At 53.7% G+C, this 17735-nt stretch carries 15 protein-coding genes; 11 read left to right on the forward strand and 4 right to left on the reverse strand.

The window, feature by feature from the left end; all coding sequences use genetic code 11:
• Positions 1-71: 71 nt before the first annotated feature.
• From KJS40_RS10195 to KJS40_RS10205, 3 genes are read left to right on the forward strand one after another with little or no spacing between them, the layout of a single operon-like run.
• Positions 72-1274, forward strand: coding sequence for an MFS transporter (locus KJS40_RS10195; RefSeq protein WP_213537509.1), 1203 nt, complete (start codon positions 72-74; stop codon positions 1272-1274).
• Entirely contained in the window at positions 1211-2416 is a 1206-nt protein-coding gene (locus KJS40_RS10200; RefSeq protein WP_244859540.1) for a glucuronyl hydrolase, read from the forward strand. Before KJS40_RS10195 ends, KJS40_RS10200 begins: the two co-directional genes overlap by 64 nt.
• Positions 2417-2438: 22 nt before the next feature.
• A complete protein-coding gene (locus KJS40_RS10205) occupies positions 2439-3746 on the forward strand; it encodes an amidohydrolase family protein (RefSeq protein WP_213537511.1) in 1308 nt (435 codons plus the stop codon).
• Between the two features lie 6 nt (positions 3747-3752).
• Here KJS40_RS10205 and KJS40_RS10210 read toward each other — a convergent pair whose 3' ends face one another.
• The 3 genes from KJS40_RS10210 to KJS40_RS10220 all read right to left on the reverse strand — a co-directional run bounded on the left by KJS40_RS10210 (position 3753) and on the right by KJS40_RS10220 (position 8893).
• Positions 3753-6845: an efflux RND transporter permease subunit gene (locus KJS40_RS10210; protein ID WP_213537513.1), complete on the reverse strand. Its 3093-nt coding sequence runs from the start codon at positions 6843-6845 to the stop codon at positions 3753-3755.
• Positions 6846-6904: 59 nt separating this feature from the next.
• Positions 6905-8041 carry an efflux RND transporter periplasmic adaptor subunit gene (locus KJS40_RS10215; RefSeq protein ID WP_244859541.1) on the reverse strand — a complete coding sequence of 379 codons (1137 nt, stop codon included), beginning with the start codon at positions 8039-8041 and terminating at the stop codon, positions 6905-6907.
• 165 nt (positions 8042-8206) lie between these two features.
• Complete coding sequence (locus tag KJS40_RS10220) at positions 8207-8893, reverse strand: ABC transporter ATP-binding protein (protein WP_025042042.1); 687 nt, start codon at positions 8891-8893, stop codon at positions 8207-8209.
• Here KJS40_RS10220 and KJS40_RS10225 point away from each other — a divergent pair.
• Entirely contained in the window at positions 8892-9575 is a 684-nt protein-coding gene (locus KJS40_RS10225; RefSeq protein WP_213537517.1) for an arylesterase, read from the forward strand. The genes KJS40_RS10220 and KJS40_RS10225 overlap by 2 nt on opposite strands.
• Before the next feature lie 121 nt (positions 9576-9696).
• Positions 9697-10194 (forward strand): universal stress protein, encoded by a 498-nt coding sequence (locus KJS40_RS10230; protein WP_213537519.1) that lies wholly within the window; start codon positions 9697-9699, stop codon positions 10192-10194.
• Positions 10195-10253: 59 nt separating this feature from the next.
• On the opposite strand, the gene KJS40_RS10235 is transcribed toward KJS40_RS10230, so the two are convergent.
• Positions 10254-11054 carry an outer membrane protein assembly factor BamD gene (locus tag KJS40_RS10235; RefSeq protein ID WP_213537521.1) on the reverse strand — a complete coding sequence of 267 codons (801 nt, stop codon included), beginning with the start codon at positions 11052-11054 and terminating at the stop codon, positions 10254-10256.
• On the opposite strand from KJS40_RS10235, the gene rluD reads away from it, so the two are divergent.
• From rluD to KJS40_RS10265, 6 genes are all read left to right on the forward strand, one after another.
• Positions 11053-12054 carry a 23S rRNA pseudouridine(1911/1915/1917) synthase RluD gene (gene rluD / locus KJS40_RS10240; protein WP_213537523.1) on the forward strand — a complete coding sequence of 334 codons (1002 nt, stop codon included), beginning with the start codon at positions 11053-11055 and terminating at the stop codon, positions 12052-12054. The two genes, KJS40_RS10235 and rluD, sit on opposite strands and share 2 nt — an antisense overlap.
• Positions 12055-12070: 16 nt before the next feature.
• Positions 12071-12805, forward strand: a complete 735-nt coding sequence (gene pgeF / locus KJS40_RS10245; protein WP_213537524.1) for a peptidoglycan editing factor PgeF — start codon at positions 12071-12073, stop codon at positions 12803-12805.
• Between the two features lie 143 nt (positions 12806-12948).
• On the forward strand, positions 12949-13755 hold the full coding sequence (locus tag KJS40_RS10250) for a ZIP family metal transporter (RefSeq protein ID WP_213537526.1): 807 nt from the start codon (positions 12949-12951) through the stop codon (positions 13753-13755).
• 109 nt (positions 13756-13864) lie between these two features.
• On the forward strand, positions 13865-15208 hold the full coding sequence (gene rimO / locus KJS40_RS10255; protein WP_213537528.1) for a 30S ribosomal protein S12 methylthiotransferase RimO: 1344 nt from the start codon (positions 13865-13867) through the stop codon (positions 15206-15208).
• A 217-nt stretch (positions 15209-15425) separates the two neighbouring features.
• Entirely contained in the window at positions 15426-15893 is a 468-nt protein-coding gene (locus KJS40_RS10260; RefSeq protein ID WP_213537530.1) for a cytochrome c, read from the forward strand.
• 704 nt (positions 15894-16597) lie between these two features.
• A complete protein-coding gene (locus KJS40_RS10265) occupies positions 16598-17734 on the forward strand; it encodes an ABC transporter permease (protein WP_213537532.1) in 1137 nt (378 codons plus the stop codon).
• Position 17735: the final 1 nt, after the last annotated feature.

Here is a 17735-nt window from a genome sequence, read left to right on the forward strand (position 1 = left end):
CGTGAGCGTCATTACCCGTTTGTATCAGCATATGGGGGTCGATATCCATTCGGCAGCGCAAGGTGCGAACCATGCCGGTAACGACCCGCGACGCTCGTCATGCAAGCATTGCGGGCATTTGGCTTCGAGTAGTCCTGGTGTTCGCGATGACCTTGCCAATGCTGATTTTATATGCCATCAGCACGCTTGGGCCCCTCATTGGCCATGACTTGCGCTTTGAGCCCGCATTACTGGGGTATCTGATAATGAGCTCATTTGGTCTGGCAGCAATTTTGTCGCTGTGGGCAGGAATTTTCGTAGACCGTGTTGGTTCACGTTATGCATTGATAGCGCTTTTCTTCACCATCGCATCCGCTTTTACGCTGATGGCATCGGTTGAAAATTTTTATGGCTTGGTCGCGGCCACCGCTGTTTGCGGCATCGCCCAGGCCCTTGCAAATCCGGTCACGAATTTACTGATCGCGCAGCAGGTTTCGCCGGAAAAAAGAGCACAGGTCGTAGGACTCAAGCAATCCGGCGTTCAGGTCGCGGCCCTTTTCGCCGGCCTGGTGCTTCCCGGCATCGCAATCCAGTATGGCTGGCGCGTCGCATTAGGCATGATTGTGCCGGCGGCAATATTGTTCGGGATAACGGCACCTTTCGTCACCCCTATACACGCAAGGACGGGCAGGAGATTCATGTTTTTGCCGCCGAATTCGCTGTTGCTACGGCTGATGGGCATTCAGTTCTGCGTGGGCATATCGCTCTCTGCCTTCGTCACATTCTTGCCTACCTTCGCTACCCAGCAAGGCATGCCGCTATCCATGGCCGGCACCTTGATCGCCGTTTTCGGTGTAATGGGAATAATCTCGCGCATGGTATTGACTCCGATGGGCGCAAAACTTGCAGACGAGTCGCTACTTTTACTCGTACTGATCGCTATAGCTGCTTGTGCGGTGATGGCGACAATGCAAGCGGGGCCGGAAAACCTTTGGTGGCTGTGGGTTGGTGCAGCCGGCATGGGACTTACCGCGGTAGGCACTAACGCGATCGCGATGAGCATGCTGATCAGAGATCCAGCTTTTGGTCCTGTAAGTGCCGCGTCTGGCCTCGTTTCGGCTGCTTTCTTCGGCGGTTTCGCGCTGGGCCCGCCGCTTTACGGTGCCTTGTCCAATTATTCCATCGGCTTTCCGCTTGGCTGGAGTATGCAGGTTAGCTCGCTTTTACTCGCATGCGCCATGTCTCTGGTGTTGGCGTCCGCCCGTCGCCGCAAAGTACAGGCACCCACTTGCTGATCCTTCATCAACCGGAATCCGGTAGTACCGATATGGCTTATGAACCGCTATTAAGCCGTAAAGAATTGATAAATGCGCTTGAATTGATGATGCGCCGTATGGAGATCATTGACTCTCACGTTATGGGCGGCTTTCCCCTTTATTCACCGGGACATACTGATCGTTGGATTGTCTCCCCGGGTGGTTCCTGGACCGGAGGATTCTGGGGGGCATGGTGGTGGTTGCGATCGCGACTAACCGGATCAACCGCGGATCAACGCAAAGCATCGGATATTTGTCAGCGCTTATCCTCGAAAATCAGCGTCGATTCCGTTAATCGAAGCCTGATTTTTTGGTATGGCGCATCCTTAGGAGCGCTCTGGTTTGACGATGCCAATGCACGCGAGCTTACAGGAGAAGCCATCGCCTCACTTGCGGCCTCCTATGATCCGGAAATAAATTGCATACCCCTTGGTATCGGTATGGGCGGCGGAAAAAACGGAAACAAACTAATTACGACGGATACCTTTGCTTCCTTAATGCAGCTTCTCGGCCACAGTGATCGTGATGATTACGCACACATCTCGCAATGTCATGCAAATACGATATTGACGGCATGTCATGCAGATGATGGCGTATTTCATTCCGTCGCACATTTTGAACAAGAGCATTTTCGTCCCTCCGATCGAGCAGGCATGTGGTCTCGTGGTCAGGCTTGGGCCATGTTGGGATTGAGTCGGGCGGCGGCGCGATGGGGAGAACCTTACTTGACCCATGCTCAGTCTGCCTGTGAATATTGGAAGCGTTCTCGTCCGGAACCTCTGCCTCCAAACCGGCTCGACAATCCCTTGGGTCTTTCCGATCCATCGTCTACCGTGATCGCGTCTCTGGCAATGCTGTCGCTGGCTGATCTCGTACCGGATGGAACTCCATGGCGCATTCATGCCCATCAGCAGATCACTGCAATCGTTCGCAGCCGATATTTCACGGGTCTTGACGAAAGTAAAACAACTTCAAATAAGACAGCCCCGGGAAAATTCTGGGGCTGCTGTTACAAAACCAATGAAGGAAAGGATGCGCTGGTCGAGTCGGCCTGGGGCAGCTTTTTTCTCATGGCGGCACTCTGCGTGCTTATTGGCGCCATCGAACCGAACCACTGTTAAAGGATCTGAAATGGGATATGAAATGATGAAATACATGCGCTTCCGCTTGATCAGCCACATGATGTCCTGTTTATTGCTGATCCTGATAATCTCTATTTCGTCCGGAGCCGTCGCCGAGGAAACAGAGCACGAATCTGTTCTGCTGCACGCGGCAAGGGTTTTCGATGGCTATAACATCAGAACCAACACGTCGGTATTAGTGATAAACGGGCGAGTTGCACGAATTGATACGCGCGAATCACTCGAGTCCAGTCATGTGAAGATCATCGATCTGGGCGATTCAACGATACTACCCGGCTTTATCGAGCTACATGCACATCTTTCATTTCAAAATATTCCAGCCGATACCGTTCTGAAGCATGGCATTACAACCATCCGGGACGTCGGCGGGCCCTTACATAAGCCATATGGCGGAGATGGCGCTTTACGTGTACTCACCTCCGGACCAATAATTACCGCACCGAATGGCTATCCTATCCCGATGTTGGGAGATACCAACATCGCAACAGCGGTTTCAACGGAAGAAGAAGCACGTGCAACCGTCCGCGATCTTATCAGGGGGGGCGCTGTCGTGATCAAAGTCGCGCTGGAACCCGGCGGTGAAGCGGGCGCTCCGTGGTCCTCCGGTCATGGCCATTCCAGTCATGGTCATGATTCCAGTCACGGTCATCATGATCCAGCGGTTGCCGAACATGCAGAGGCCCGGCATCCACATGCCCATGATTCTTCCCATGCAAAACATGCATGGCCACTGCTGCCGGAAAATATCGTAAGAGCGATCGTGGATGAAGCGCATAAAAACAATCGTCAAGTGACAGCGCATATTGCTGAGGTGAAAGGCGCGCAAATTGCAATCAATGCAGGTGTTGACGAGTGGGCCCACATGCCATGTAACGTTATTCCCGAATCGCTGCTAAAACAGGCAGTGGCGCAGAATGTAAAAATAGTCGGTACGCTGGACACGCTATCGAAATGTTCCGGGATTGCAGGTAATGCCCGCAACTGGGCGGCGCTTGGAGGAGAACTTTTATACGGCGCCGAGATTGCGCATCCGGATATTCCGAGAGGTATCGATGCGCAAGAGCTTATGTACATGATGCAAATGGCGAAGCTGGGCGTAATGGACGTGTTGCGCGCTGCGACCTCGAAAGCAGGCCAGCATCTGAGTTTACCGCTGCTGGGTACACTGCAAAAGGATGCGCCCGCGGATATCATTGCAGTCCGGGGAGATCCTGCTCATAACCTGAAAATCTTGGAATATCCTGATCTCGTTATGTCCGACGGCCGAATTGTAGTAAATAACTTCAAGAAGCCGCATGTTTCGCCATGATCGTCATCAAATTTTTCTGATGCCCGATTCCTGATCCCCATCGAGCTTAAGTGGTCCCTCGCCGGAAAAACGGTCCAGATAAAGATAGATCACCGGCGTAATGAAAAGCGTGATTACCTGCGAAAACAGCAAGCCTCCTACCACGGCAAGTCCCAGAGGTTGACGCAGCTCCGCACCCGCACCCAAACCAAGTGCGATAGGAAGCGCGCCCATCAGTGCTGCCAGCGTAGTCATCATTATCGGCCGGAAGCGCAACAGACATGCGGTCCGGATCGCCTCATACGGCTTCAGGCCATCATTGCGCTGGGCATCGAGCGCAAAATCAATCATCATGATCGCATTCTTCTTGACGATGCCGATCAGCATCAGGATGCCTATCATGGCGATAATCGACAGTTCCATATTGAACAGCCACAACATCCCCAGCGCACCAACGGCAGCGGAAGGCAATCCGGAAAGGATCGTGAGCGGATGGATATAGCTCTCATATAGCACGCCAAGCAACACGTAAATTACCAGCAACGCAGCGACAATCAGGACCACCTGGCTCGTCTGGGAAGACTGGAACGCCGCAGCGTCTCCCGCATAACTGGTGAGAATGCTGGCTGGCAGATTCAGCTCGCGTTTGAACTGGTCGATATGGGCGGAAGCGTCGCCCAGGGATGCACCGGGAGCCAGGTTAAACGATATCGTCATCGCTTCGAGCTGACCCGCATGATTGATTGCAATCGGTCCCACTTCACGCTCGACTGTCGCAACGCTTGATAATGGCACCAGCATGTCGTTCTTGGCGCGAAGATAGATTTTGCCGAAAGCGCTCTCGTCGAGCTGATGCTCAGCGGCAACTTGCAAGATAACCTGGTAGCTATCGCTGGAGGTATAGATTGTCGAGACCTGACGTTCACCGAAGGCGCTATAAAGGGCGGAACGGATATCGGCCATTTGCACGCCCAGCAGATTGACCTTGTCGCGATTGATATTGACCCTGGCCTCCAGGCCCTTCAGTTGCGCATCGCTGGTTACATCCCGGAAGATTGCATCTTCGCTCATGCGTGCGATAAGACTATCGGCTGCGGCGCGCAGTTCCTCGGCTCGAACGCTACGCATGACGTATTGATAGCGGCTCTTGCTCATGCGGCCGCCGAGCCTGAGATTCTGGATGGGGTTGATAAATACGTTTACACCCGGGATCGCGCGCACATCCCGCCGCAGCTCTTCCGTTATTTTTTCAATGGACGAGCGTTCGCTGCGCGGCTTGAGCGTCATGTACAGCCGCGCGCTATTGCTTTCGCTGGCGTAAATAATCAGCGTATCGACCGCGGGATGGGCGCTGATCACTTCACCGGTACGTTGCAACAATTCGGTCATGGCGGGGAAGGAAATATCCTCGACAGCATCCACTGTGATCAGCGCCTGACCAATATCCTCATTAGGGAAAAAACCCTTGGGCAAGACCATGAATAACATGCCGGTGGCGAAGAAGGTGCCAAATGCAATGCCCAACACCGTGCGCCGGTATATCAGCGCCGAATCGAGCAGACGCTCATAGGTCGCCAGAACTTTATTGAATCCACGATCGAACCATTCAGTCCATCTCAGGCTGAAGCTTTCGGTTTCATGCCGGGCAAGGTAGCGGCTGGTCATCACTGGCACTAACGTAAGCGATACGACAGCCGACATCAGAACAGCGATTCCCACAACAGCGGCAAACTCATGAAAAAGCAGACCGATCACGCCGGGCATGAAGAAAATAGGAATAAAGACGGCAACCAGCGAGAGTGAAATGGAAATGATGGTAAAGCTGACTTCCTTTGAACCCTGCAAAGCTGCCTGCACAGGCGACAGGCCCTTCTCGATGTGGCGAACGATATTCTCGAGCATCACGATGGCATCGTCCACCACCAACCCGACCGCAAGGGTGATCGCCAACAGGGAAATATTGTCCAGGCTGTAATCGAGCACGCGCATCATCGCTACGGTTCCCAGCAGGGAAATCGGGAGTGACAACGCAGGGATCAGGGTGGCGGAAGCCTTGCGCAGAAACAGGAAAATCACCAGCAAGACCAGGAAAATAGTGATTGCCAGCGTAACCTGAACATCATGTATGGAATCGCGAATAGAAACCGAGCGATCGGTGGTAAGCTTAAGCTGAACGGATGACGGCATCTGGGCAACCAATCGGGGTATTGCTGCCTTGACGGCATCGACAGTCGCCACGGTATTAGCGCCCGGCTGGCGCTGCACCGAAAGCGTAATTGCGCGCTCTCCGTTAATCCAGCTTGCTGTCTTGAGCGATTGGACGCTGTCTTCAACCTCCGCGACTTCCGAAAGCCTCACGGGATTTCCATTGGGTGACGTCGCAACAATCAGTCTCGCAAATGCAGCCGCATCGCTGAGCTGGCGATTGGCCTGGATGGTAAGCGCCTGGCGCGGCCCCTCCAGTGTACCAATCGGAGAATTGGCGTTGGCGGTTTGCAGTGCGGCAGCAATATCATCAAGCGTCAAATTGCGTACCGCCAGCGCTTCGGGGTTCGCGAGCACGCGCACAGCATATTTTTTCTGGCCGTTGATTTGCACCTGTGCGACACCCGCGAGCGTCGACAAGGTTGGAGAGATAAGGTCCTCAGCAAAACTGTTCAGCTCCGGCAATGACATGGAAGGCGACGTCAGGGCCAAAAAAATGACAGGTGAATCAGCCGGATTGATCTTGCGGTAGGACGGCGGGGCGGTCATTTCAACTGGAAGCGATCGCTGGGCACGCAGTAGCGCTGCCTGCACGTCTATGGATGCACTGTCGATATCACGGTTCTGGTCGAACTCCAGCGTGATCGTGGTATTGCCCAGCGTACTCGTCGAACTGATTACCGAAAGGTCGGAGATCGTGGCAAATTGACGCTCGAGCGGGGCCGCCACCGACGAAGCCATCGTCTCCGGGCTCGCCCCAGGCAGCACTGCGCTGACGGAGATGGTGGGTGAGTCGTAACTCGGCAGTGCGGCGATGGATAAGCCACCGTAGGCGATAATGCCGGCCACGACCGCGGACGCTGACAACAGCACCGTCATTATCGGACGGCGAATACATAATTCGGAGAGATTCATTACTTACTTATGCGCCCGCTTTAACGGCTGGCCAGATAAGCTCCTATACGCTGACTTGCTCATCTGGCCTGTGGAACGGTTGACACCATGGCCGACCTTCTGGCCGCAGCTTCAGCTACCAGACCGCCCGGCCTGAGATTCTGTGCGCCTTCCACGACAATGCTGGTGCCAGGAGCGATGCCTTCCCCTTCTATTACCGCGAGCCCATCCTGGACTAGAGCCACGCTGATTGGAATGGAATTCACCTTGCTATCGCCGTCGACCACATAAATGAATTTTCCTTCCGGTCCATTCTGCACCGCCTGGACCGGAACCGTCAGTGCGCGCTCCAATGTGCGCGGAGAGAGCGCCACCGTGACGAACATGCCGGGCCACAGATGTTTGTCCGCATTGGGGAATTCCGCCTTGAGGGCAATTGTGCCGCTTGCCGTATCCACGGCGTTATCAATAAATATGAGCCGTCCCATTCTTGTCTGCATCCCCGCGGGATCAAGTTTCACAGTCACAGGTACTTCAACTTTTGCGCGCGCTTGTTGCAGGGGAACAAGCTCCCGCTCCGGCAAAGTAAAATTGACATTGATCGGATCGATCTGCGTGATGCTCACTAACGCATCGGTCGGCTGCACCAGACTTCCCTGGTAAACAGAGATAGCTCCGGTCCGCCCGGCAATGGGCGCAGTGATCACGCTGAAACCGCGCGCAACGAGATTAGCCTGCACGGTGGCCTGATCAACCGCAAGCTGGCCGCGCATCGCATCAGCCTGATTCTCTGCCACGTCGAGCGCAGCCTGCGAAATGAAGTTTTGCCGATACAGCTCACGCTGGCGTTCAAGGTTGCGCTCGGCATTTCTCAGGTCAGCCCTGGTTTTTGCGAGTTGTCCCTCGGTCTTGCTGAGATTGGCATCCTCGGTACGTGCATCAAGCGAAAATAGCGTCTCGCCCTTTTGCACGAATTGTCCTTCCTTGATATGCACTGCCTTAATGACCGCGCTAAGCTGAGGCCGAACCACAACCGTTTGCTGCGCGGATACCGTGCCGTTTGCGGTAAGCCTCACCGGTACATCGCTTTGCGCAACCACTGCGGTCACTACAGTCGTCACCTCCGCCGGCTTGCTCTTCGCTTCAGTCGCAGCACCGTGGTTACGCCAGACCCAGGAACCGGCGATCAATGCCGCCAGCACAAGGCCGGATATCATCACTTTCCGGCGGGATCCGGCCGGTCTTGCAGGCTTTGTTCGAGAAATAGTTTCCATCGGCGATGTCTCACTTACCTGCAATTGAACCAGCAGCAAAAAGCGAAGCAGTATGCCATAGCCCCATTATTGTTTCCCTACGCCAATCATGCGCCCTGCTACATTCCCTCAATCCACGACCCTCCCCCCGGCCAGGCGTATCCGCCACGCGCAACGGCTTGAAATAGCTTCGTCATGCGTCACGAGAACCAGAGTGGTGCCACGCTCGCGATTCAGCTCAAACATGAGCTCGATGATTTGCGCCCCTGTGGTGGAGTCGAGGTTACCGGTCGGCTCATCAGCCAGCAACAATTGCGGTTGCGTCACGAAGGCGCGTGCAATAGCGACACGCTGTTGCTCACCGCCGGAGAGTTGCCGCGGGTAGTGCGTCAGGCGCATTCCGAGGCCGACTCGTTCAAGCAGCTTCAGCGCGGCAGCCTCTGCATTGCCTGTACCGATCAGCTCCAGCGGCAGCATCACGTTTTCAACTGCGGTCAAGGCAGGTAGTAACTGGAATGACTGGAATACGAACCCCAGCATGCGCCCACGCAGCGCCGCTCGCGCATCTTCATCCAATAAAAAAATATCTTCTCCGTAAAGATGAACCTTACCGCTGGAAGGCGTATCTAATCCTGCGAGCAGCCCCAGCAGTGTCGACTTGCCCGAGCCTGACGCCCCCACCACAGCAACCGAATCACCTGCATTTATCTCCAGATGGATATTCTCCAGAATGGTAAGCTGTTCACTGCCCGTACTTACTTGCTTGGTCAACCCGATTGCCTGCACAATAGGCCGCACAATAAAATTATCTGTCATGAAAAATTTCCTGGTTATTCTGTATATCCTGTCAAGTATCGGAGTTGCCGGCTCAGGCGCGGCAGCACCGCCGGAGCCTGCGACCACAGCCGGAACCACTACTATCATGGTATTTGGGGACAGCTTGTCTGCTGGCTATGGCCTGCCGCACAATGCGGGATGGGTCAGTCTGCTGAAGAGGCGGCTGCAAACAAAATCGCAGGCAACGCTGATCAACAATAGCATCAGTGGCGAAACGGCGGCAGGAGGACGAAATCGGATCGTGCAAGCGATCAAGACTCATCGACCGGACATCGTAGTCATCGAGCTTGGTGGCAATGATGGGTTGCGAGGGACGCCTATCGAATCCATCCGTGATGATCTCGAAGCCATCATTGAAGCGTGTTTGCGAAATAAAACCGCGGTACTGCTGGCCGGGATGCAATTGCCGCCTAATTATGGCATAGCCTATACGCAAAAGTTTCAGGATATATACCCGCAACTGGCTAAACGCCATGGGCTCAAACTGGTGCCTTTCCTGCTGGAGGGATTTGGCGACAAACGGGAATTTTTTCAGGCAGACGGGATACATCCAAGTGCCCAGGCGCAAGAAAAAATTGTGGATAATGTGTGGAAAATTTTAAGAACGATGATCAAATCCCCCGAAGCCGTTGCTTATGAAGAACCTGGAACTTCACGCTGATCAGCTACTCGGGTTACCAGCGATTATACTTTCAATAATCCAAATCCGCATCATGCTATTCCGGGTATTGCAACCGTTTGACCAATTTTAATGTAGTTTTTCTCTCCCCCCGGCCCGCACCATGAATAATGGAAACTATCGGCATATTTTACTCGCTGTGGATTTTTCGGAGCACGGAAACCATGTCGCGCGGAAAGCAGGCTATTTAGCAGCACTGTTCCACGCCAAATTGAGCATGATTCATGTGCTGGATGATATACCCATGCCCGATACAGCGTATGGAACCGAAATTGCCCTGGATGAATATTCAACATATGAATTGCTGGAGGCGGAAAAATTCAAGCTGAAGCAGGTCGGTAACCAACTGAATGTGGATCCAGCCCGTCGATGGATGGTTTGGGGCGTGCCTGGACAGGAGATTGTACGGATTGCCGAGCGGGAGCATATCGATCTAATCATCGTGGGGTCGCATGGCCGTCATGGCCTTGCCTTATTGCTGGGATCAACAGCAAGCAGTGTGCTGCATCATGCCGGATGCGACGTCCTGGCAATTCGTTTGCAGGACGAAGCCGCGCACGAACGCCCATCGGAGGATGTGGCGTTTAACCCGTTAGGCTAACAGCCTGTCGGATTTAAAGGAAATATCCAGGACTGTCCGCCTGCCGTCTATGCCTGGTATTACCAGAATCTCCACCAGGGTTCAGCGCTTTTTCCAGTTGAATCCTCGAAGAATCGGCTATCGGGGAAATTTTTTTTCATCACGCGATGCGCATCATCACGCAAATCGGTCATACCCAGCGCATCGTACGATTTCATCATGATGAATAACGCTTCTTCCGTGGCCGGAGTCTGCGGGTATTCCTTCAGCGCATATTGAGCACGGTTGGCAGCGGCAACGTAACCGCCCCGCTTGATGTAATAACGTGCCACCTGGACTTCATTCAAAGCCACCACATTAACCAGATGCTTCATTCGCTGTACCGCATCGGCCGCGTATTTGCTTTTGGGATAACGGGACACTAATTCCTTGAAATTTTCAAATGATTCGCGTGACGCTTTCGGATCACGCTCGCTCATATCCTGATTGAGAATTTTTTCCGACACGATGCCCATCAATCCGAGATCATCGTTGAAATTCGACAGGCCCTTGAGGTAATACGCATAATCGACATTGGTATGATTGGGATGAAGCTTGATAAAGCGGTCGGCAGCCGCAATAGCCGTGGCCTGTTCACCATCTTTATAATAGGCATACGCGACTTCAAGCTGCGCCTGCTGCGCAAAGCGGCCGTAGGGATAACGTGCCTCCAGCGCTTCGAATAGCTTGATGGCGCCTCCATAATTCCCTTCATTCAATTCCGATTTTGCTTCAGAGTAGTACTTGCTTGCGGACCAATTCTTGGAGTCCTTCACCTCTTTGGACAACAGCCCGCATGCGGATAGCAGCAACACCAGAAATAAAGCTACACTACGTGACATGATGAGTTATTTGGAAACCAAAAATGGATTTGGCCATTATAGCGCAAAGCCCATACGGTCTGAATCGGCTGAAACCACGATCGAGCTGATAATCCCCCGGCATTTTGCCGGAGCGCGGCTTGACCAGGTTCTGGCGCAATTGCTGCCTGATTGGTCTCGCAACCGCCTGCAGGCATGGATACGGGAAAAACGTATCAGTGTTGATGGTAGAGATGCTATTCCAAGACAAAAAGTGTGGGGTGGAGAAAAGATCGAGGTCAAGCCGGCGCATTGCTCCATCGAAACCAGCCACGCGGCCGAGGCTATCTTGCTGGATATCGCCTATGAGGATGACGAACTGATTGTCATCAACAAGCCAGCCGGGCTGGTAGTTCACCCTGGCAGCGGTAATTGGCAGGGAACCATGCTGAACGCGCTGTTGCATCACGCCGCGCAACTGGCCGCAATACCCCGCGCCGGCATTGTTCACCGGTTGGATAAGGATACCAGCGGCCTGCTGGTCGTGGCGAAAACGCTTGAAGCCCAGACCAGTCTGGTGCGGCAACTGCAAAAGCATACTGTAACGCGCGATTACCTGGCACTGGTGCTGGGCCAGGTGTCGGTGGGGGGATGGGTCGATGCCCCGGTAGGACGGCATCCGGTACAGCGGACGAAAATGGCTGTGATTGCGAGCGGCAAAGAAGCGCGCACCCATTACCGCGTACAGGAAAAATTCGACGAAAGCACTTTGCTCCAGTGCAGCCTGGAAACCGGACGCACCCACCAGATTCGCGTGCATATGCACTCCATCGGTTATCCACTTATGGGTGACCCCGTGTATGGCGGAAAGCCCAAAAAAAGCATTCTAGAGGCCATGCGGCTGATTGGTTTTTCGAGGCAGGCACTGCATGCGCAAAAACTGGAACTCACCCATCCACAAAGTGGCATGAGGATGGGCTGGGAGGCGCCATTGCCCGAGGACATGAGCAACCTCCTACTGAAGCTGCGGCAACACCAATGATCAATTCACGAGCGGTATGAACGATTGGATCACCCCTGACTGGCCCGCGCCGAGCAATGTCAAAGCGCTGTTCACCACGCGTAATGGCGGGGGCAGCAGTGCACCTTATGCCAGCCTCAACCTGGGCGACCATGTTGGCGATGATCCATTAATCGTCAAACAAAACCGCGCCCTGCTACGCCGGTTTTTGCCAGGCGAACCCGGATGGCTCAAACAGGTGCACGGCACGGAATCAATAGACTTTGATGAGCATGATTGCACATCCTCATGTGAGAGCGATGCAGCGTTCAGCCGGCGCCCGGGAGTTGTCTGCGCGGTACTCGTGGCAGATTGTCTGCCGGTACTATTGTGCGACCGCGCAGGCACCATGGTTGCCGTAATTCATGCCGGCTGGCGCGGAATGGCCGAGGGGATTATCGAACGCACGGTATCGGCGATAGGTACGTTGAACAGTCCGCTCATGGCCTGGCTTGGCCCGGCAATCGGACCCGATCATTTCGAGGTCGGTGAAGAGGTACGCAAGGCCTTTATCGAACGTGATGAAACATCCGCTTTCGCCTTCATTTCCCGCAATAATGGCAAATGGTTAGCCGATCTTTTCCTGCTGGCGCGACAGCGACTAACGGACGCCGGCGTAGCCGAAATTTACGGTGGCGGAGAATGCACCTTTAGTAACCCGGCGAGATTTTTTTCTTATCGTCGCGATGGCAAGACCGGACGCATGGCGGGACTGATCTGGCTGGAGCAGTAGGTCAGCGTTGGAGCGCCAAGGAAGCGCGGCTGAAGCGGATTATGAATATGCCATCGCAAGTTCGTTGCAGCCCTGCCGCGCTATCGCCTGAATTCACGTCTTGCAAAAGCGTATAATCCCGCATTTTTCACGAATCGCAGTAAATGTCCATTCTTGCCTGGATCATAGTCACCAGCCTTTTCGGCGGTATGTTAAGCGTGCTGTTCGCCGCCGCGCTGACGCTTAATACCCGCGCCTCGTGGGTGCAAATGCTGGTCTCATATGCTATCGGCGCGCTGCTGGGGGCCGCTTTTCTCAATGCGCTGCCGGAGGCGCTCGAGCTTTCAAAAAATCCGGCGCAGATGACCGGCACGGTGCTGTTCGGTATCCTGTTATTCTTCATTCTGGAAAAGCTGGTATTGTGGCGCCACTGCCATGCGGAAGAATGCGAGGCCCATGATCTTCTGCCCGGCGCTGCCATCGTTGCAGCACCGAGCCATGATCAGCATGATCATGGCCGTAGCGGTATGATGATCATGCTGGGCGATACGTTTCACAATTTTGTCGACGGCATACTCATTGCCGCGGCATTTATGGCGGATGTGCAATTGGGCATTGTTACATCCATTGCCATCATTGCCCACGAAATCCCGCAGGAAGCCGGTGATTTTCTGATTCTGCTCAATTCGGGCTATACTCGCCGGCAGGCACTTCTCTTTAATCTTTTTTCCAGCGCCGCCACTTTGCTCGGGGGATTGTCGACCTATTTCATGTTGCAAGACATGAACCACTTCATCCCCTCGCTGCTGGGACTGGCTTCGGCCAGCATGATTTATGTGGCAATGTCGGACCTGATCCCCGGTTTGCATAAGCGCCCGGAAATCGGCGCGACTGTCCAGCAGGTCGCACTCATCACGCTGGGTATCAGCTCCATTTGGCTGGCTGGCAGCCTCTTCACTCACCCGGCATAATTTGTAAATATTTGGAAAGTCTTGATGCCGACCTTCCGGCGTGGACATAATTCTTCCGACTGTTTTTCCTGTTTATCTCGAATTTCATTTATTCTTAGAAATCCCTCACATGGCAGCTCTCAAGCAACCTCCCCCCAAAATCGGCTTTGTCTCGCTTGGTTGTCCCAAGGCGCTGGTGGATTCCGAGCAAATCCTTACTCAACTGCGCGCGGAAGGCTATGAAACTTCCTCTACGTACGAAGACGCCGATCTGGTGGTCGTCAATACCTGCGGCTTCATCGACAGCGCAGTAGAAGAATCGCTGGATGCCATCGGCGAGGCGCTGGCGGAAAATGGCAAAGTTATCGTTACCGGCTGCCTCGGCGCCAAAGGCGGCGGCGAGGTGGTAAAACAAGCCCATCCGCAGGTGCTGGCGGTTACCGGTCCCCATGCTCTGCCGGAAGTCATGGCAGCGGTACACATGCATCTACCGCAACCGCACGATCCTTACACCAGCCTGATTCCCCCGCAGGGAATAAAGCTCACGCCCAGGCACTATGCGTATGTCAAGATATCGGAAGGTTGCAATCATCGTTGCACCTTCTGCATCATTCCTTCCATGCGCGGCGATCTGGTCAGCCGCCCCATCAACCAGGTCATGCAGGAAGCGGAGAATCTGGTCAATGCAGGCGTAAAGGAATTACTGATAATTTCGCAGGATACCAGCGCTTATGGCGTGGATATGAAATACCGCACCGGCTTCTGGCAAGGCAGGCCGCTGAAGACCCGCATGACCGAACTGGTTCGCGCGTTGGGCGAATTTGGCGTTTGGGTACGGTTGCATTACGTGTATCCCTACCCGCACGTCGATGAAGTGATCCCTCTGATGGCCGAGGGGAGAATCCTTCCCTACCTCGACGTACCGTTTCAGCATGCCAGCCCGCGCATTTTAAAGGCCATGAAACGTCCTGCCAGTGCTGAAAACAACCTGGAGCGTGTCAGGCAGTGGCGTGAGGTATGCCCGGATATCACGCTGCGCAGCACCTTCATCGTCGGCTTTCCCGGTGAGACTGAAGGGGAGTTCGAACAGCTTCTGGAGTTTCTCCAAGAAGCGCAACTGGATCGCGTCGGCTGCTTTGCCTACTCTCCGGTGGAGGGTGCCGTGGCGAACACGCTACCCGGCCATATTCCGGAAGAGATAAAAGAAGAACGGCGCGCCCGCTTCATGGCGGTACAGGAAAATATCAGCACAGCGCGCCTCGCGCGGAAAATCGGAAAACATATGACTGTACTGGTGGACGAGGTACAGAAAAATAAGGCCGTCGCCCGGAGCACGGCGGATGCGCCTGAAATCGACGGCGTGGTTTACATCGATAACGCAAAAAATGTGAAGCCCGGTGAGTTTATGGAGGTTGAGATTATCGGCTCCGATGAGCATGATTTACGGGCGAAAGCAGTAAATACATCATCCTGAATCCGGCAGTTGACCGCTCGTTTTTCAGCTCACTTGTTAACTGAACGCCACAACCAAAAAGGATTTTTCGTACCTCTTTCGTACTTCGCAAGCTTCACCTTCCTGGTGAATTCGCGATGGGCGGATTCAGGTTAATCGGTTTTTTGCGTGTTAAAAACCTGGTAAAACTCAGCCATCATTCGCTGGGTCGAATCTTATACGCTACCGGAGATGAATTTTGAGAAATATTCTTGCCATTGCACTGATCCTTATCGCCTCTACTGCAACCGGGAATGAGGTTGATACGCGTCGAATCCTTCCGCTTACCGAGCATCAACGGGATCACGTGCTCACGGAAATGCGCGCCCTGTTATCGGGAACGCAGAATATCCTGGATGCGCTTTCTGAAGAGAATATGATCGTGGTGGCGCGAGAGGCACGCTCGCTTGGTGTCGGGATGGCGCATAAAGGCGAAGATCATCTCAAGGCTGTATTGCCGAAGGAATTCATGCAGATGGGCATGTCGGTCCACAAGGCCTTCGATCAGATCGCTGCCGACGCAGAGTCTATGCAAGATCCCAAGCATACCCTACGGCAAATGAGTAAAGCGATGCAAACATGCAATGCGTGCCACGCCAGCTATCAGATTCGCCTGAAGGAGCATTCGACGGGGCAGGAAACGCAATCCCCCCATCATCAGCATTAATGAAGACTGCCTAGTCAAAGGGGTTTCGGACTGTTGCGTATCTCGCTCCCAAAGCGAGGCCTGACACGGAAAACAATATTTCCGCCATGCTATCCGCTTCAGGACAGTGATGAGGCAAAAAAATAATCAGAGTCAGAGTACGATCTCATTACTGAAATTCACTCCAAACCCTGATTATGCGATTGTTATTATTGTTGAATTATTGTTATTGTTGTTAGGTGCCCCCCTTCACTTCTTTACTGCTGTGCTGCCAAAAAAAAAATCCAGCCAGATTGACCGGCCTTGTCAGATGCGTGGCGAACCTTCGCATTACCTGCCGACTTGATGTCTCGCTCTATCTAAGCATTTTCTATGCCAGCTGCTATAGCTAAAATAAAACAGTGGGTTATACACACAATCCGAACAGTGTAAATATTAGTGTAAGAATTTTCGGCATCTATCGCATTGGCGTCGTATCATGGTAATAGAATTACTATTCTGGAGAAGAGCGTCGGATGATCGCCTGTGATCTTTTCGTCATGATGCACTGGCAAATGAACTGAAAACCCAGAGTACTTTACCGGCGCCCACTTGCAAAGTTCAGATAACGGATTCATGCGGACGAACGATTCGCTTTGCTTTTACAAAGGGCTAGAATAGGAAACAATAAGCAGGGCTGCGCAAGCCCGATATTCTATCATTAGCATTGTCCAAGGACAGTCACCATGCCGGAGAATGAGGGCAGCAATTCGTCGATAGTATTGCGCCGCGTAACCGGTGAGGATGGCGCGCCACGTTTAATGCTCACGGGGAACTGCACTCTGACGGCCCTTGGAAAATGGCTTCAGCCGCTATCCGCCGAACTTGACAATGAAGCAGCCGATCCGGAGCTACGCTGGGACCTCACCGGAGTCCGGCAAATGGATGACGCAGGTGCGGTTCTGCTGTGGCGAGCCTGGGGCAATCAACGCCCTCGGCATTTGCGGCTGCGGCGCGAGCATGAAAGACTTTTTGATCGACTGGAAAAAATACCCGCCCCGCCCGCGCCTGTGCCGCGCGATTTACTGTGGCCGATTACAGTCCTCGGAAATGCAGTTTTTCTGCTGTGGGAGCATTTGACCGGCCTCATCATTCTATCCGGCCAATTATTGCTGGACGCGATTTACCTCACCCGCCATCCTGCACGGATCCCCTGGCGTGAAATATCCGCGAACCTGTATCGCACCGGCGCCCAGGCGTTGGGTATCACCGCGCTGGTAGGATTTCTCATCGGTATCGTGCTGAGCTATCTTTCTTCCAAACAATTGCAGATGTTTGGCGCGGACATATTCATCATCAATATTCTTGGCATCAGCATCGTTCGCGAGCTCGGCCCGGTGCTGGCCGCAATATTGGTCGCAGGACGCTCCGGTTCATCCATGACCGCGCAACTGGGCGTCATGAGGGTTACCGAGGAGCTTGATGCGCTGACTGTGATGGGTATACCTCACAGTCTGCGCCTGGTGCTGCCCAAAGTCATGGCACTGGGTATCGCGATGCCACTCGTAGTGTTATGGACGAGCGCCATCGCTTTGATAGGGGGAATGGTAGCTGCCGAGATCCAGCTAGGGCTTGGCTATCAGTTTTTCTTAAGCAAGCTTCCTGATGTGGTGGCCATTGCCAATTTGTGGCTGGGGCTGGGCAAAGGCGTTGTGTGCGGCATGGCGATCGCGCTAATCTCCTGTCATTTCGGCCTGAGAATCAAATCCAATACGGAAAGCCTGGGCGAAGGAACGACGAATTCAGTCGTCACGTCGATTACCGTTGTTATTATTATCGATGCGATTTTTGCTGTCGTTTTTTCCAATGTTGGAATAAGGTAAG

This window comes from Nitrosospira sp. NRS527 (assembly GCF_018406445.1).
Taxonomy (GTDB): Bacteria; Pseudomonadota; Gammaproteobacteria; order Burkholderiales; family Nitrosomonadaceae; genus Nitrosospira; species Nitrosospira briensis.

What these genes read in the sequence shown, in the direction of transcription:
- KJS40_RS10195 (WP_213537509.1), top strand. Translation starts at nt 72, where the DNA reads ATGCCGGTAACGACCCGCGACGCTCGTCATGCAAGCATTGCGGGCATT.
- KJS40_RS10200 (WP_244859540.1), top strand. Translation starts at nt 1,211, where the DNA reads ATGCGCCATGTCTCTGGTGTTGGCGTCCGCCCGTCGCCGCAAAGTACA.
- KJS40_RS10205 (WP_213537511.1), top strand. Translation starts at nt 2,439, where the DNA reads ATGATGAAATACATGCGCTTCCGCTTGATCAGCCACATGATGTCCTGT.
- KJS40_RS10210 (WP_213537513.1), bottom strand. Translation starts at nt 6,845, where the DNA reads ATGAATCTCTCCGAATTATGTATTCGCCGTCCGATAATGACGGTGCTG.
- KJS40_RS10215 (WP_244859541.1), bottom strand. Translation starts at nt 8,041, where the DNA reads ATGATATCCGGCCTTGTGCTGGCGGCATTGATCGCCGGTTCCTGGGTC.
- KJS40_RS10225 (WP_213537517.1), top strand. Translation starts at nt 8,892, where the DNA reads ATGAAAAATTTCCTGGTTATTCTGTATATCCTGTCAAGTATCGGAGTT.
- KJS40_RS10220 (WP_025042042.1), bottom strand. Translation starts at nt 8,893, where the DNA reads ATGACAGATAATTTTATTGTGCGGCCTATTGTGCAGGCAATCGGGTTG.
- KJS40_RS10230 (WP_213537519.1), top strand. Translation starts at nt 9,697, where the DNA reads ATGAATAATGGAAACTATCGGCATATTTTACTCGCTGTGGATTTTTCG.
- rluD (WP_213537523.1), top strand. Translation starts at nt 11,053, where the DNA reads ATGATGAGTTATTTGGAAACCAAAAATGGATTTGGCCATTATAGCGCA.
- KJS40_RS10235 (WP_213537521.1), bottom strand. Translation starts at nt 11,054, where the DNA reads ATGTCACGTAGTGTAGCTTTATTTCTGGTGTTGCTGCTATCCGCATGC.
- pgeF (WP_213537524.1), top strand. Translation starts at nt 12,071, where the DNA reads ATGAACGATTGGATCACCCCTGACTGGCCCGCGCCGAGCAATGTCAAA.
- KJS40_RS10250 (WP_213537526.1), top strand. Translation starts at nt 12,949, where the DNA reads ATGTCCATTCTTGCCTGGATCATAGTCACCAGCCTTTTCGGCGGTATG.
- rimO (WP_213537528.1), top strand. Translation starts at nt 13,865, where the DNA reads ATGGCAGCTCTCAAGCAACCTCCCCCCAAAATCGGCTTTGTCTCGCTT.
- KJS40_RS10265 (WP_213537532.1), top strand. Translation starts at nt 16,598, where the DNA reads ATGCCGGAGAATGAGGGCAGCAATTCGTCGATAGTATTGCGCCGCGTA.